This window comes from Pseudomonas sp. MYb327, from assembly GCF_040438925.1.
Lineage (GTDB): Bacteria > Pseudomonadota > Gammaproteobacteria > Pseudomonadales > Pseudomonadaceae > Aquipseudomonas.
Genome location: NZ_CP159258.1, coordinates 360,151 through 374,159, shown reverse-complemented (window position 1 = coordinate 374,159; position 14,009 = coordinate 360,151). Strand labels below are relative to the sequence as shown.

Sequence of the window (14,009 nt, the reverse complement as noted above, 5' to 3'; positions counted from 1 at the left end):
GGGCAGCGGTCACAAGTATTCAGGACCGCTTCGCGCGCCAGCGCGAGCAAGCTCCCTCGCCACACAAGCGCTATTCAGCAAGCCTGGCGAGCCATCAACATTCGCTCGCGCAGCACGTCATACATCCAGTGGTAAACGTAGGTGTACGGCAGAAAAAACAGCAGCACGCCGATATCCAGCAGGAACGCCTGCCACAGGCTGACATTCAGCCACCAGGCAATCAGCGGCACGCCCAACGCGACCAGCCCACCTTCGAACAACAGCGCATGCACCACGCGGACCCAAGCGTTGTGCGCAATGGCGAAGCGCTTGAGTACTCGGTCAAACAGGCCGTTGAAGACTACGTTCCAGGCCAGCGCCAACAGGGCAATGACCACGGTCACGGCGCCCATTTCCAGCATCGGTTTGTCCATGATCCAGGCCAGCAACGGGGTACAGATCAAAATAGCCAGCAGTTCGAAACCAATGGCCTGGAAAATACGCTCAGTGATGGATTTGTTGGCGCTCATGGCCGAACTCCTTGAGTGACTGTGGTTGCCATTATTCAATACGAGATCGATACTTCTAAACTATTAACCATCGATCAAGGCGATAGTTCATGGCCTCCCACGAAGTGTTGCTGGCGTTCGTCCAGGCAGCGACCCAAGGCTCGTTTTCCGCCGCGGCGCGCAAGCTGGGCCGTAGTCAGTCGACCATCAGCGCGGCGGTGTCCAGCCTGGAGATCGACTTGAACCTGACGCTGTTCGACCGCAGCAGCCGCAAACCGACCCTGACGCCGGCCGGGCACGTGATGCTGCAAAGGGCCGAGGACATCCTCGCCGCCACCAGCCGTCTGGAAATGACCGCCACGCAGCTGTCCCAAGGGGTGGAGCCGAAGCTCACCGTGGCACTTTCCGATACTTACCAGTCCGACCGTTTCGAAGCGTCACTCAGTGCTTTCGAGCAGCGATATCCGGACCTGGAGCTCGAATGCCTGATCGCTGAATGCGATGACTTGGTGGCGCTCGTGCAAAGTGGTCGGGCGCAACTCGCCTTCGCCGAAATGCAGGACAGCTATCCACCAGACCTGGTCCATTCGACGGTGGACGAACGCACGGACATAGCCTTGTTCGTGTCATCCGAGCATCCCTTGGCAGCGATGGAATACGTTGATCAGGATGCATTGCAGCAACATCGCGAACTGCGTCTGGCGACCATCGTCAATCCGTATGAAAGCCGGGCGAAGGGTCGAGTCTGGTCGGCACCGAGTTACCTGATGTTGCTGGAAATGGCCCAGGGTGGATTCGGCTGGGCGCCGTTGCCCCGCTGGCTGGTGGAGCGTTTTGGGCTGGGTTCGTTGCAGGAACTGCAGGTGCGCGGCTGGCCGAAAACCGTTTCGGTGGATGCGCTGTGGTCGCGACTGCATCCGCCGGGGCCGGCAGGGAGTTGGTTACTTGGCAAAATGATTGAGTGAAGGTTCTGCGGACCTTATCGCGAGCAGGCTCGCTCCCACATTTTGACCCTGTCCTCACAATCAGCTCGGATAACTGGAGGAGCGAGCTTGCTCGCGACGGGGCCTGCAAACAGCACACTACTCCAACGCCTTGAGCCGCCCCTCGATAAACCGCCGCTCCGGCTCTTGCTGCGTCAGCTCAAGTGCCCGTTCATATGCGCCTCGCGCCTGCTCAACCCGCCCCAACTGCCGACAAAACTCCGCCCGCGCGGAATGCGCCAAGTGGTAGTCGAGCAGTTCTCCACGCGCCAGAATCGCCTCGACCAACCTCAGTCCCGCCAACGGTCCATCGCGCTTCGACATCGCCGCCGCGCGGTTCAGTTCGATCACGGGCGACGGCACGGCCCGCAACAGCACGTCATACAGACCGACGATCTGCGCCCAGTCGGTTTCATCCACCGACGGCGCTTCGGCATGCACCGCCGCAATCGCCGCTTGCAAGCAATAGGCACCGAAGCGCCGGGAGCTCAGCGCCCGTTCCACCAGCGCGCAGCCTTCGGCGATCATCTCGCCGCTCCATAAAGTGCGGTCTTGTTCATCGAGCAAAATCAACTCGCCCGTCGCCGAGGTCCGCGCCTCCCGGCGTGACTCGTGCAACAGCATCAGCGCCAACAGCCCCATCACCTCTGGCTCCGGTAATAACTCCATCAACAAACGCCCGAGGCGGATCGCTTCACGGGTCAACTCTTCGCGGGTCACTTGCGCGCCGATGGACGCCGAATAGCCTTCGTTGAACACCAGGTAAATCACCCGCAAAACGCTGTCCAGGCGCTCGGGCAATTCCGCTAGGGACGGCACTTGGTAAGGAATTTTCGCGTCGCGGATTTTCGCCTTGGCGCGCACGATGCGCTGGGCGATGGTCGCCGGTGCGGAAAGAAAGGCGCGGGCGATTTCTTCCGTGGTCAGGTCGCAGACTTCCCGCAGCGTCAACGGCACCTGGGCGTCGGCCGCCAGCGCCGGGTGGCAACAGGTGAAGATCAGGCGCAGGCGATCGTCTTCCACGTCTTCGTCACTCCAGTCGGCTTGCTCCAGCGCCTCCAGTTGCGCGATCAACAGCGGTCGCGAGGCGGCGAAACGGGCGCGTCGGCGCAACACATCGATAGCTTTGAAACGCCCGGTGGACACCAGCCAGGTCCGCGGATTGTCCGGCACGCCGTCCTGCTGCCAGCGCTCGAGCGCGACGAAAAACGCTTCGTGCAAGGCTTCTTCGGCCAGGTCGAAATCGCCGAGCAGGCGGATAAGCGTCGCCAGAATGCGTCGCGACTCCTGGCGATAAACCTGCTCGACCCGTTCCTTGACCGACGAAGTCATCTCAAGGATTCAACTGGCGAACGGGGCGCACTTCCACACAACCGACCCGGGCCGCCGGGATGTCCGCAGCGACCTGAATCGCCTCGTTCAGATCCTTTGCATCAATCAGGTAGAAACCGGCCAGTTGCTCCTTGGTTTCGGCGAACGGGCCGTCAGTGATCGACACCTTGCCGTTGCGCATGCGCACGGTGGTCGCGGTCTGCACCGACTCCAGCGCTTCGGCGGCGACCATCCGGCCGCTGCCCTGGATCGACTCGGCGTAGGCCATGCACTCCTCGTCCTTGGGGCTTTCCGGCAGCGAATGCAGCAGGTGCTCATCGCTGTAGACCAGGCATAAATACTTCATCGCGCTCTCCCGATTGAACGGTTCAACTATGGCTGCAGATCGGCAGCTTAGCCCTGCTTCCCGACGATCAGGGTTCCAGATTGAACAACGTCGCCCCGCTCTCCATGTCGAACGGCGCCGACCAGTGCTCATGGACGATCTGCCACAACCCTGCTTCCTGGCGATAGCACTGCGAGACACGCATCCAGCAGGCCTGGGTTTCGCCTTTGTCATTGGTGCCGCCGCAATGGGCCAGCCAATGGGCGAACGCTATCTCCTGGGACGGCTCGATGGTGATTTCGTGGAACTCGAAAATGTGCGGGCCGGGGCACATTTCCATGCAAGCCTGCCAATGTGCGCGATAGGCAGGCTTGCCCTTGAATTGCAAAGCCTTGACCGCGTCGAAGGAAACGATGTCATCGGCATACAGGGCCATGACTTTTTCCACGTCCTTGGTCATGACAGCCTGGCGATAGCTCTCGATCAGGTTCTGAATCTGGGTTTGCGAGTTCATGGTGGTTCTCCGTGGTTTTTACTGGAAGACACCCTTAGTCGTCTGGCGATCCGGCGAATCGACAGGTGAAATAAAAATAATCCAAACCGCCGGAATCGCTAGAATCCGGGGTTTTATTCATGTTGGAAAAAGGACACTCCCGTGACAGCCCGACTCGTGCCTTACGAAAGCCTGAATGCGCTGCAGCGCCAGCAGGTCGAGGCCATTGAAGTACACCCGGAGCAGATAAAATTCTCCGGTGACATCCACGGTGCATTGCACACCCTGCTGTCCAAACCCGGCCCCGGCGTCAAAGGATTTGCCCTGCTGGCCGAAGACATTCCCGTTGCGTTTTTGCTGCTCAAACGCCCACCGGTGTTGCCCGCCTGGGCCGATGAACACAGTGCCACGCTGCATGCGTTGCAGGTCGATCAGCGTGCCCAGGGCAAAGGTTATGGCAAGGCTTGCCTGCGAGACTTGCCTGAAGTTGCACAACAGGCGTGGCCGGAAATCAGGGGGCTGGAGTTGTCGGTGGATGCGGATAACGCGGCGGCCATTGCGCTGTATACCAAGTTTGGATTTGTCGACAGTGGCGAGGCGTACAAGGGGCGAATCGGGTATGAGCGGCGGATGGGGTTGAAATTCTGAAGTCACCACCTTCCAAATGTGGGAGCGAGCCTGCTCGCGATTGCGGTGTAACAGCTTGCATTGGTGCTGACTGCAACGACGCCATCGCGAGCAAGCTCGCTCCTACAGTGGATCTGCGGCGGGTTCAGAGATTGAGCACCATCTCATGCCACGCCATGCCGCCATGGTCGGAGGCCGATGGCTTGACGTAAGCAAAGCCCAACCCGGCGTACAGCGGAATATGCCGTTCCTTACACATCAGGTTGATGCTGGCCTTGCCCATCGCGCGCATGCGTTCGATAAACTCGCCCATCAAACGCTTCGCCAAACCCCGCCCCTGATAATCCGGGTGCACCACCACCGACATGATCACCACGTGCGGCCCGGCCGGGTCGTGGCCGATCAGTTCCTTGAACGCTTCGTCCGACATTTCCACCTGAAAAGCCGCACCGGAATTGATAAAACCGGCGACCACATCGTCCACTTCCGCGACGATGAAACCCTCGGGCCAGGTGGCGATGCGGGTGGCAATTTTCTCGCGGGTCGCCGCTTCGTCGCCTTCGTAGGCAACGGTTTCGATGGCGTAGCAGCGGTCGAGATCGGCGGAGGTGACATTACGGATAACAGTGTTCATGGCGACTCGGTATCAGCGATGGAAGGCCGGGGATCATAAATCAGCCTCCACATGACATCGAGAGACGAATCGCTGATCCGTCTCTCGATGCAGGTGTTCAGCCTTTGAGGGGCAGCCAGATTTCCAGCTTGCCGGTGTGGAGCTTCGGGTTGAAGTCTTCGCTGTAGCGTTCGAATTCCGGGGCGTCCAACAGCTCGCGCCCGGACTGCGGCAGCCACGTGCCATGGATGTACTGGAAGGTCTGCGGCAAGGATTCCAACGGTCCCTTGTGCTCGAACACCACATACTGCTGAGGCTGAACCTCGACCCAACGGTAGGTATCCGGCAGGTCATCGAGCTTGCTGATCTCGACCCCGGCGATGTAATCGAAGCCGCCCTTACCATCGAAATTACAGCACACACCGTAGGTGACTTCGCCTTTCTGCCCTGGAACATTGCCAATGTGGGGTGTGAATTTTTCCCAGAGTTCGGGAATGCCTTTCACCGTTTGCTGGGTAAATTGTCCGCCAAGCCCTGCGATCAGCAGGAAGTGTCCATGTTCGAAGCGTGGTTCCGTCACTTCGGCGCTTTTTTGCTCATCCATGACTCGACTCCTGGAAGGAAAAAGTGGGTTCGGCTGGGAGTATAGAAGCCAAACCCGGTTCGCCCAGTTAGAGCGCGTGCAACTGCTCGACGGCGCCCGAGCCAACAAACTCGTTGTAGCCGGACAGGATCACGTACACCGCGAAATAGCAGAAGATCGCCGCCGATGCCATATACGAGTAACGCAGCAGTTTGTCACCGAGCAACTTGCCGCCGTGGCTCGCGGCAAAACACAGGCCGACACACCAGAGAATCCCCGCGCAGAGAAAACCACCGAGAAACAGTGCGGAACTGAGCGCGCCACCGCCGCCGGAGCGGGCGATCAATGTGCCGCCGACGGCGGCGAACCAGAGGATCGCGCTGGGCGACGACATGGCGAGGAAAATCCCGCGAAAGAACTCTTTGCGATGGGAGTTGTGGCCCACTTCCGCTGACTCGGCCAGCAGCGCTTCGTGGTGGATTGCCGAATAAATCATCTTCGCCGCGAAGTACACCAGCAGCGCAGAGCCGCCGATCCATAACACCCAGCGCACGGTTTCGTACTGCAGCAAAACCGTCATCCCGGCCAGTGCCAACACGGCGTAGATCAGGTCGCCGACACAGGTGCCCAACCCCAGCGCAAAGCCTTGAAAATAGCCGCGCTGCATCGCCAGCGTAATCATCGCGATGTTGGCCACACCGATATCCAGGCACAGCGAAAGGCTCAGCAAAAAGCCACTGGTAAATTCCATCGAACCCTTTCCTTCGGACAAATTTGTTTACATTGAGGCTGGACAGTCTGCCACAGCTGACCGTACATTCCGCCACAGGTCACCGCAGTGACCAGCGTCGCTCGGACGGTTCCGGGCGCTTACGTTATCCGAGGCAACAATGGCCGAACAAGGTTCGCCGCGCCGCTTTGCGCGCATAGATCGACTCCCCCCTTACGTTTTCAACATCACCGCCGAGCTGAAGATGGCCGCCCGTCGCCGTGGCGAAGACATCATCGACTTGAGCATGGGCAACCCCGACGGTGCCACGCCGCCACACATTGTCGAAAAACTCGTACAAGTTGCCCAACGCGAAGACACCCACGGCTACTCGACGTCCAAGGGCATTCCGCGCCTGCGCCGGGCGATTTCCAACTGGTACAAGGATCGCTACGAGGTCGACATCGACCCGGAAACCGAAGCCATTGTCACCATCGGCTCCAAGGAAGGCCTGGCGCACTTGATGCTGGCTACCCTGGACCAGGGCGACACCGTTCTGGTGCCGAACCCGAGTTATCCGATTCACATCTACGGTGCCGTGATTGCCGGTGCCCAGGTGCGTTCGGTGCCGCTGGTGCCGGGCGTGGACTTCTTCGCTGAACTGGAACGGGCGATTCGCGGTTCGATCCCCAAGCCGAAAATGATGATTCTCGGCTTCCCGTCCAACCCCACCGCGCAATGCGTGGAGCTGGATTTCTTCGAGCGGGTGATCGCCCTCGCCAAACAGTACGACGTGCTGGTGGTGCACGACCTGGCCTACGCCGACATCGTCTACGACGGATGGAAAGCCCCGTCGATCATGCAGGTGCCCGGCGCCAAGGACATTGCGGTGGAGTTTTTCACCCTGTCCAAGAGCTACAACATGGCCGGTTGGCGCATCGGTTTCATGGTCGGCAACCCGGAACTGGTCAACGCCCTGGCGCGGATCAAGAGTTATCACGACTACGGCACGTTCACTCCGCTGCAAGTGGCGGCGATTGCCGCGCTGGAAGGCGATCAGCAATGCGTGCGCGACATCGCCGAGCAGTACCGGCAGCGCCGTAACGTGTTGGTCAAAGGCCTGCATGAACTGGGCTGGATGGTCGAGAATCCAAAGGCATCGATGTACGTCTGGGCGAAGATTCCCGAGGCGTATGCGCATTTGGGTTCGCTGGAATTCGCCAAGAAACTGCTCGCCGAGGCGAAGGTTTGCGTCTCGCCGGGCGTGGGGTTTGGTGAGTACGGAGATGATCATGTGCGCTTCGCGCTGATCGAAAACCAGGACCGGATTCGTCAGGCCGTACGCGGGATTCGCGGGATGTTCCGGGCGGATGGGTTAGCACCGAAAACCAATGCCTGACGTAACCTGTAGGAGCCGGCTTGCTGGCGATGCAGGCGACTCGGTTTAACGTATAACCGCGTCGATGCGATCGCCAGTTCAAGCCGGCTCCTACAGAGGTTTTCATCGGACACAAAAAAACCGCATCGCTGCGGTTTTTTTGTGTCTGCCAAATCGCTTAAACGAACAGCGACAACAACAGAATAAAGCCCAGGCCCACCACCGACAGGATGGTTTCCATCGCCGTCCAGGTCTTGAAGGTTTCGGCCACGGTCATGTTGAAGTACTGCTTCACCAGCCAGAATCCGGCATCGTTCACGTGGGACAGGATCAACGAACCGGCACCGGTGGCCAGCACCAGCAACTCACGGTTAACACCCGGAATCATCCCCACCACCGGCACCACAATGCCGGCGCCAGTGATGGTCGCCACGGTCGCCGAACCGGTGGCGATACGAATCACCGCCGCCACCAGCCATGCCAGCAGGATCGGCGAGATCTGTGCGTTGACCGCCATGTGGCCGATCACGTCACCCACGCCGCTGGTTACCAGCATCTGCTTGAAGCCACCACCGGCACCGATGATCAGAATGATCGCGGCGGTCGGCGCGAGGCTCGCGTCCAGCCATTTCATCATCTGGCTGGAACCGATGCCCTGCTTGTAGCCGAAGGTGTACAGCGACAGCAGCAATGCCAGCAGCAACGCCGAGATCGGGTGACCGATCAGGTCCATGAAAGAGCGGAAGATGTTGCCATCCGGCAGCACCACGTCGGCGAACGTCTTGAGCAGCATCAGGAATACCGGCAGCAACACGGTAACCAGCGTGATGCCGAAGCTTGGCAGTTCAGCCGAATCCGTTTCGCGGGCCAGTTGATCCACCAGTTCCTGGTTCGGATGACCGGGAATGTGCTTGGCAATGAACGTACCGAAGATCGGACCGGCAATGATTGCCGTTGGCAGCGCAACGATCAGACCATAAAGAATGGTTTTACCGATGTCGGCACCGAACACGCCAATCGCCAGCAGCGGCCCCGGATGCGGTGGCACCAGGCCGTGTACTGCGGACAGGCCGGCGAGCAGCGGGATACCGATCTTGATGATCGACACACCGGTACGACGGGCAACGATGAACACCAGCGGAATCAGCAACACGAAGCCGATTTCAAAGAACAGCGGAATGCCGACCAGGAACGCGGCGAACATCATCGCCCACTGCACTTTGTCCTTGCCAAACGCACGAATCAGCGTTTGGGCAATTTGATCCGCGCCGCCCGACTCAGCCATCATTTTGCCGAGCATGGTGCCCAGCGCCAGGATGATCCCGACAAAACCGAGCACACCACCGAAGCCATCCTGGAACGCTTTAATGATGGTGCCGATCGGCATGCCGGAAGTCAGCCCGAGGAAGGCTGCGGCAATGATCAGGGCAAGAAAGGGGTGCAACTTGAACTTGGTGATCAGAACGATAAGCCCGATCACCGTGACCACTGCATCAAGCAGCAGGAACGTCTCGTGGGACATGCCAAACATTAGGGGTGTCTCCTGGTTGTTGTTGTTATTAAAGCGGGTAATTCGAAAGCCATAAGGACAGCGCTATCTCTTCAAGCAAAATTTAACCAACGCGCTTCAGGCCGTGCGCAACCCACCAGTGGTGGGCCTGGGCAGCCAACTGATCGACGCTGTGGAGCGACGCATCGAGGGCCAGGGTCAACGGCTCGCCGACGGGCGATTCGAGGGTGGCGAACTGGCTGTCGATCAAGGTCGACGGCATGAAATGGCCTGGCCGGTGGGATACACGGTCGGCGGCGACTTCAGGGGTCAGTTCAAGAAACACGAAGCCCAGGCCCGGCAAGGCACTGCGCAGACGTTCGCGGTAAATGTGTTTGAGGGCCGAACAGGTCAGTACCGGGCGCTGGCCCAGGGCATCAATGCGGCGCAGTTCATCGCACAGGCTGTCGAGCCAGCCGGCACGGTCTTCGTCGTTCAGGGGGGTACCCGCGCTCATCTTTTCGATATTGGCGGCAGGGTGGAAAGAATCGCCTTCAATGGCAGTGGCGCCGCTCAACTGGCACAAAGCCTCGCCGACGCTCGTCTTGCCGCAACCGGCAACGCCCATGATGACCAGGGCGGTGATGGGATGATTCATGTAACACCTCAGCGCGCAGACAGCGCTACCTTTGCCAGTTATGACACTAGACCAAAAGCAGAAATTGCCGACGCCTTTCTTGTCATTTTGTGGGTTGCAGCATGTGTGGTCCCAACGCCAAAAAGCGAGGATCAGGCGAACCCTCGCTCACGCATTTGCAGCTGCTTCGAGACAGCGCTACCTTAGTGCCTTGAATTTTGTTTGGCAAGCCGTCGATGACTCCAACTAAAAACGATAAAAATACGCGCACCACTGGCCGCCCTACCTTGAGCGAAGTTGCCCGCCTGGCCGGTGTCAGCCCGATTACCGCGTCCCGCGCCCTGCGTGGCGTCAGCACTGTGGCCACCGAACTGGTGGAAAAAGTGCAGAAAGCGGCGCTTGAACTCAACTACGTGGTCAACCCTGCTGCACGTGCATTGGCCTCGGCCCAGAGCCATTCGGTGGTGGTGTTGGTGCCTTCATTATCCAACTTGCTGTTCATCGACACGCTGGAAGCCATTCATCAGGTTTTGCGCCCAAAAGGCTTCGAAGTGCTGATCGGCAACTTCCACTATTCCCGCGACGAAGAAGAAAACCTGCTGCGCAACTACATGGCATATCAGCCACGCGGCCTGCTCTTGACCGGTTTTGACCGCACCGAAAGTTCGCGGCGGATGATCGAGGCGAGCAACATTCCCTGCGTATACATGATGGAGTTGGACAGCGCCGCCGGGCTCAATTGCGTGGGTTTCTCGCAACTGGCTGCCGGCGAGACGGCCGCCGAACATTTGCTGTCTCGCGGCCGCAAGCGCCTGGCTTACATCGGTGCACAGCTCGACCAGCGGACGCTGCTGCGCGGCGAAGGTTTCCGCCGCGCCCTGCAAAAGGCCGGTCTGTATGACCCGGCGCTGGAAGTGCTGACGCCACGCCCGTCGTCGGTCGGCCTGGGCGGTGAGTTGTTCCTGAAAATGATGGCCAGTCATCCCGATGTGGACGCGATCTTCTTCGGCAACGACGACCTGGCCCACGGCGCATTGCTCGAAGCCCTGCGCCATGGCATCAAGATCCCAGAACAGGTGGCGATTCTCGGCTTCAACGACCTGCCGGGCTCGGCCCATATGGTGCCGCGCCTGAGCAGCATTAACACCCCGCGCGAAGCCATTGGCCGTCGCGCGGCGGAACAGATGCTGACGTTGATGGCCGGGAACACCGTGGCCAGACCGGTGCAGGACATGGGATTTGAGTTGAAGGTGCGCGAGAGTACCTGACGTTGCCTATCATCTCTCTGTAGGAGCCGGCTTGCCGGCTCCTACAGATCAACGCTGTGCTGCGCAGGTTATGATTTCCAGACGCCTGATTCGCTGACGGAGTAGCAACATGGAACATGCACTGAAAATCCTCGGCAAAGCCTCGTCAATCAACGTCAGAAAAGTCCTTTGGACGTGCGAGGAGCTGGGCCTTTCCTACGAACGCGAGGATTGGGGCAGCGGTTTTGCCTCGACCCACAGCCCCGAGTTTCTGCGGCTCAACCCCAATGCACAGGTACCGGTGCTTATTGATGAGAACGGCGTACTGTGGGAATCCAACACCATCTGTCGCTACCTGACCGGCAAGCATCACCATCACCACGCCGATTTGCTACCCACCGAGCCCGCCGCGCGTGCGCGGGTGGAACAGTGGATGGATTGGCAAGCCACTGAACTCAATCCGTCCTGGAGCTATGCGTTCATGTCGTTGGTGCGCAAGGATCCGGAGTTCCAGGATCCGCATCGCCTCGAAGTCGGCGTGCGCGGCTGGAATCAGAAGATGGGCATCCTCGAACATCAACTTTCCGTTACCAAGGCTTATGTCGCCGGGGCGAAATTCACCTTGGCCGATATCGTGGTCGGGCTGTCGGTCAATCGTTGGTTGATGACGCCGATTGAGCGTCCCGATTACCCTGCCGTCGATGAGTATTTCAGGCGTCTGGCGCAGCATCCCGGCTTTCTCAAGCATTGCTGCAATGGCCTGCCTTGAGGAGTCGAGCGCTATAAATCGCTAAAATGTAACCTCGCATTGCAATAACTGATCGAATCCCGGTGTACCAACACCGGGATTCACAATCATTGATTTCCGATAGCAGGCTAAGCTTCTCCATCTATAAAAGTTGGATTAGCCCCATGACTGCTCACACCCCTGCTGCCGCTCAAGCAGACGAAATAGACCCGGTGCGCGCCGCACAGATTTCGGCTCGCATCGATCGCCTGCCCGCCGTTTCGACTATCTGGCGCTTGGTGGCGTTGCTATCGATTGGCGGGTTCTTCGAACTTTACGACCTGTTCCAGACTGCCTACATCAGCCCCGGCCTGATCAGCGATGGCATCTTCGCCACTGGCAGCCAGGGAGTATTTGGTTTCTCCGATCAGGCAGCGTTCGCTTCGGCGACGTTTCTCGGCCTGTTCCTCGGCGCCAGTCTGCTGAGCCCATTGGCCGACCGTTTTGGCCGACGCGCAATTTTCACGTTCGCCCTGATCTGGTACACCGTCGCCACGGTATTGATGGGGGTTCAGAGTTCAGCGCTGGGCATCATCTGCATGCGTTTTCTGGTGGGCATCGGCCTCGGTATCGAGTTGGTGACTATTGATGCCTATCTTTCGGAACTGGTGCCCAAGCGCATGCGCAGTTCGGCGTTTGCCTTCGCGTTCTTCGTGCAGTTTCTGTCGGTGCCGGCGGTGGCGCTGATGTCGTGGTGGCTGGTGCCGCAAGCGCCTTTTGGGGTGTCCGGTTGGCGCTGGGTGGTGTTGGCGAGCGCGGTGTTTGCGTTGTTTATCTGGTGGCTGCGTTCGCGCTTGCCGGAATCACCGCGCTGGCTGGCCCAACATGGGCGTTTCGATGAAGCGGACCAGATCCTCGCCCGTATCGAAGCCCGATGCGTGAAGGATCAAGGCAAAGCGCTGGACGAGCCGGAACTGGCCGACGTGGATATTCAGGGCAAGGGTCGCTTCGCCGATATCTGGCAGCCGCCTTACCGCCGTCGCGCCTTGATGCTGATTGTGTTTCACGTGTTTCAGGCCATCGGCTTCTTTGGCTTCGGCAACTGGTTGCCGGCGCTTCTCAACGGTCAGGGCGTAAGCGTCACGCACAGCCTGATGTACGCCTTTATCATCACCCTCGCGTACCCGCTGGGACCGCTGCTATTCGTGAAGTTCGCCAACCGTTTCGAGAACAAATGGCAGATTGTCGGCTCCGCGTTGGGCGCCATGACCTTCGGTACTTTGTTCGCCCTGCAAACCAGCGCGTTCGGCCTGATTTTCTGCGGAGTGATGATCACCTTCTGCAACGCCTGGCTGAGCTTCAGCTATCACTCCTATCAAAGCGAACTGTTCCCCACCAACATCCGCGCACGTGCGGTGGGTTTCTGCTATTCGTTCAGTCGCTTGTCGACGGTGTTCAGCAGTTTGCTGATCGGCATTTTTCTCGAACATTTCGGCACGCCCGGCGTCTTGGCGTTCATTGTCAGCAGCATGCTGATCGTGATGATAACCATCGGCTGGTTCGGCCCGCGCACCCGCAATCTGGCGTTGGAAAACATCGCCCATCGCTGAAGATACGGCGGTCGACCTTTGCCGTCCGTCGGCAAATCTTGACCGCATTCTTGTTCCTTTCTACTGGCAAAAAAACTCTAACTTGTTGTTTTTATTTATTTTAAATATTACAGGCATACTATTTGCTCAACGCACTGCACCACAAACACCTACAAGGTCTACCTATCATGTTGGTCAGTGAAAAGTTAAGTCTGTTTACACCGCTCACCAAGCGGCTGCGTGAAGATCCGACCACCGAGGCCGCCGCCGGCCTTCAAGGCGCCATGACGCAAGCCCTGCAAAACAATGTGCAGGCGCAAAACGCGCAAGCCACTTCGCAAGCCCAGGAATCCGCCACTCAACTCGCCACGCAACAGGTGAGCGAAGCCACGAGAATCAGCGACAACGTTGATGAAGCGTTCGCCAAAACCCGCGTGGGTCTGCAAGCCAATAACTCAGTATTGCCAAGTGACATCCAGGACCGGATCGCCGATGGCTCGGCCACTTCCGAGTTCAAGGACTACATGAGCAAAACGCCAGAACAGCGTATGCGCGACGCCATTTTGCAAGAGATGGGGCTGACGGAAGATGAGGTAAAAGCCATGCCTCCTGAACAGCAGCAGGCCATCGGCAAAGAGATTGCCGACCGCCTGCAAGACAAGGTGCAAGTGGCCCAGGCCGAGAAAGACAACAGCAGCACCGAGAAAAACGCTAGCCAGGTGGTCGACAAATTCCTCGCAGCGCTTTGACCGTGAGGTGCGTTCCGTAGGAGCCCGGCTTGCCGGCGAT

16 protein-coding genes are annotated in these 14,009 nt (G+C 59.0%); 7 read left to right on the top strand and 9 right to left on the bottom strand.

Going from position 1 to position 14,009, the window contains the following annotated elements; all coding sequences use genetic code 11:
* Positions 1-74: 74 nt before the first annotated feature.
* Positions 75-509 carry a multidrug/biocide efflux PACE transporter gene (locus ABVN21_RS01645; protein WP_339556120.1) on the bottom strand — a complete coding sequence of 145 codons (435 nt, stop codon included), beginning with the start codon at positions 507-509 and terminating at the stop codon, positions 75-77.
* An 89-nt stretch (positions 510-598) separates the two neighbouring features.
* Here ABVN21_RS01645 and ABVN21_RS01640 point away from each other — a divergent pair, with 89 nt between their 5' ends.
* A complete protein-coding gene (locus ABVN21_RS01640; RefSeq protein ID WP_339556119.1) occupies positions 599-1,453 on the top strand; it encodes a LysR family transcriptional regulator in 855 nt (284 codons plus the stop codon).
* Between the two features lie 117 nt (positions 1,454-1,570).
* Here the strand turns inward: ABVN21_RS01640 and ABVN21_RS01635 are convergent, their stop codons facing one another.
* The 3 genes from ABVN21_RS01635 to ABVN21_RS01625 form a co-directional block, all read right to left on the bottom strand.
* Positions 1,571-2,803, bottom strand: a complete 1,233-nt coding sequence (locus ABVN21_RS01635) for an RNA polymerase sigma factor (protein WP_339556118.1) — start codon at positions 2,801-2,803, stop codon at positions 1,571-1,573.
* Position 2,804: 1 nt separating this feature from the next.
* A complete protein-coding gene (locus ABVN21_RS01630) occupies positions 2,805-3,149 on the bottom strand; it encodes a YciI family protein (RefSeq protein WP_339556117.1) in 345 nt (114 codons plus the stop codon).
* Positions 3,150-3,216: 67 nt separating this feature from the next.
* Entirely contained in the window at positions 3,217-3,642 is a 426-nt protein-coding gene (locus tag ABVN21_RS01625; RefSeq protein WP_339556116.1) for a nuclear transport factor 2 family protein, read from the bottom strand.
* Between the two features lie 141 nt (positions 3,643-3,783).
* On the opposite strand from ABVN21_RS01625, the gene ABVN21_RS01620 reads away from it, so the two are divergent.
* Complete coding sequence (locus ABVN21_RS01620) at positions 3,784-4,269, top strand: GNAT family N-acetyltransferase (RefSeq protein ID WP_339556115.1); 486 nt, start codon at positions 3,784-3,786, stop codon at positions 4,267-4,269.
* A 124-nt stretch (positions 4,270-4,393) separates the two neighbouring features.
* Here ABVN21_RS01620 and ABVN21_RS01615 read toward each other — a convergent pair whose 3' ends face one another.
* From ABVN21_RS01615 to ABVN21_RS01605, 3 genes are all read right to left on the bottom strand, one after another.
* Positions 4,394-4,882 carry an N-acetyltransferase gene (locus tag ABVN21_RS01615; protein WP_339556114.1) on the bottom strand — a complete coding sequence of 163 codons (489 nt, stop codon included), beginning with the start codon at positions 4,880-4,882 and terminating at the stop codon, positions 4,394-4,396.
* 97 nt (positions 4,883-4,979) lie between these two features.
* Positions 4,980-5,465, bottom strand: a complete 486-nt coding sequence (locus tag ABVN21_RS01610; RefSeq protein WP_339556113.1) for a GyrI-like domain-containing protein — start codon at positions 5,463-5,465, stop codon at positions 4,980-4,982.
* Between the two features lie 67 nt (positions 5,466-5,532).
* Complete coding sequence (locus ABVN21_RS01605; RefSeq protein ID WP_339556112.1) at positions 5,533-6,195, bottom strand: LysE family translocator; 663 nt, start codon at positions 6,193-6,195, stop codon at positions 5,533-5,535.
* Between the two features lie 139 nt (positions 6,196-6,334).
* Between ABVN21_RS01605 and alaC the strand changes: the two genes are divergently transcribed.
* Positions 6,335-7,552 (top strand): alanine transaminase, encoded by a 1,218-nt coding sequence (alaC, locus tag ABVN21_RS01600; RefSeq protein WP_339556111.1) that lies wholly within the window; start codon positions 6,335-6,337, stop codon positions 7,550-7,552.
* 157 nt (positions 7,553-7,709) lie between these two features.
* Here alaC and ABVN21_RS01595 read toward each other — a convergent pair whose 3' ends face one another.
* Together ABVN21_RS01595 and ABVN21_RS01590 are read right to left on the bottom strand one after the other, a co-directional pair.
* Positions 7,710-9,062: a GntP family permease gene (locus ABVN21_RS01595; RefSeq protein WP_075945384.1), complete on the bottom strand. Its 1,353-nt coding sequence runs from the start codon at positions 9,060-9,062 to the stop codon at positions 7,710-7,712.
* 82 nt (positions 9,063-9,144) lie between these two features.
* Positions 9,145-9,678: a gluconokinase gene (locus ABVN21_RS01590; RefSeq protein ID WP_339556110.1), complete on the bottom strand. Its 534-nt coding sequence runs from the start codon at positions 9,676-9,678 to the stop codon at positions 9,145-9,147.
* Positions 9,679-9,893: 215 nt separating this feature from the next.
* On the opposite strand from ABVN21_RS01590, the gene ABVN21_RS01585 reads away from it, so the two are divergent.
* The 4 genes from ABVN21_RS01585 (at position 9,894) to ABVN21_RS01570 (ending at position 13,969) form a co-directional block, all read left to right on the top strand.
* Positions 9,894-10,925, top strand: coding sequence for a LacI family DNA-binding transcriptional regulator (locus tag ABVN21_RS01585; RefSeq protein ID WP_339556109.1), 1,032 nt, complete (start codon positions 9,894-9,896; stop codon positions 10,923-10,925).
* Between the two features lie 109 nt (positions 10,926-11,034).
* On the top strand, positions 11,035-11,673 hold the full coding sequence (locus tag ABVN21_RS01580) for a glutathione S-transferase (protein WP_339556108.1): 639 nt from the start codon (positions 11,035-11,037) through the stop codon (positions 11,671-11,673).
* Positions 11,674-11,816: 143 nt separating this feature from the next.
* Positions 11,817-13,241, top strand: a complete 1,425-nt coding sequence (locus ABVN21_RS01575) for an MFS transporter (protein ID WP_339556107.1) — start codon at positions 11,817-11,819, stop codon at positions 13,239-13,241.
* A gap of 167 nt (positions 13,242-13,408) precedes the next feature.
* Positions 13,409-13,969, top strand: a complete 561-nt coding sequence (locus ABVN21_RS01570) for a hypothetical protein (protein ID WP_339556106.1) — start codon at positions 13,409-13,411, stop codon at positions 13,967-13,969.
* Positions 13,970-14,009 lie beyond the last annotated feature (40 nt).

Excerpts from the sequence above, each read along its gene's own strand:
- ABVN21_RS01645 (WP_339556120.1), bottom strand. The coding sequence starts at position 509 with ATGAGCGCCAACAAATCCATCACTGAGCGTATTTTCCAGGCCATTGGT.
- ABVN21_RS01640 (WP_339556119.1), top strand. The coding sequence starts at position 599 with ATGGCCTCCCACGAAGTGTTGCTGGCGTTCGTCCAGGCAGCGACCCAA.
- ABVN21_RS01625 (WP_339556116.1), bottom strand. The coding sequence starts at position 3,642 with ATGAACTCGCAAACCCAGATTCAGAACCTGATCGAGAGCTATCGCCAG.
- ABVN21_RS01610 (WP_339556113.1), bottom strand. The coding sequence starts at position 5,465 with ATGGATGAGCAAAAAAGCGCCGAAGTGACGGAACCACGCTTCGAACAT.
- ABVN21_RS01580 (WP_339556108.1), top strand. The coding sequence starts at position 11,035 with ATGGAACATGCACTGAAAATCCTCGGCAAAGCCTCGTCAATCAACGTC.
- ABVN21_RS01605 (WP_339556112.1), bottom strand. The coding sequence starts at position 6,195 with ATGGAATTTACCAGTGGCTTTTTGCTGAGCCTTTCGCTGTGCCTGGAT.
- ABVN21_RS01595 (WP_075945384.1), bottom strand. The coding sequence starts at position 9,062 with ATGTTTGGCATGTCCCACGAGACGTTCCTGCTGCTTGATGCAGTGGTC.
- ABVN21_RS01630 (WP_339556117.1), bottom strand. The coding sequence starts at position 3,149 with ATGAAGTATTTATGCCTGGTCTACAGCGATGAGCACCTGCTGCATTCG.
- ABVN21_RS01575 (WP_339556107.1), top strand. The coding sequence starts at position 11,817 with ATGACTGCTCACACCCCTGCTGCCGCTCAAGCAGACGAAATAGACCCG.
- alaC (WP_339556111.1), top strand. The coding sequence starts at position 6,335 with ATGGCCGAACAAGGTTCGCCGCGCCGCTTTGCGCGCATAGATCGACTC.
- ABVN21_RS01570 (WP_339556106.1), top strand. The coding sequence starts at position 13,409 with ATGTTGGTCAGTGAAAAGTTAAGTCTGTTTACACCGCTCACCAAGCGG.
- ABVN21_RS01615 (WP_339556114.1), bottom strand. The coding sequence starts at position 4,882 with ATGAACACTGTTATCCGTAATGTCACCTCCGCCGATCTCGACCGCTGC.
- ABVN21_RS01585 (WP_339556109.1), top strand. The coding sequence starts at position 9,894 with ATGACTCCAACTAAAAACGATAAAAATACGCGCACCACTGGCCGCCCT.
- ABVN21_RS01590 (WP_339556110.1), bottom strand. The coding sequence starts at position 9,678 with ATGAATCATCCCATCACCGCCCTGGTCATCATGGGCGTTGCCGGTTGC.
- ABVN21_RS01635 (WP_339556118.1), bottom strand. The coding sequence starts at position 2,803 with ATGACTTCGTCGGTCAAGGAACGGGTCGAGCAGGTTTATCGCCAGGAG.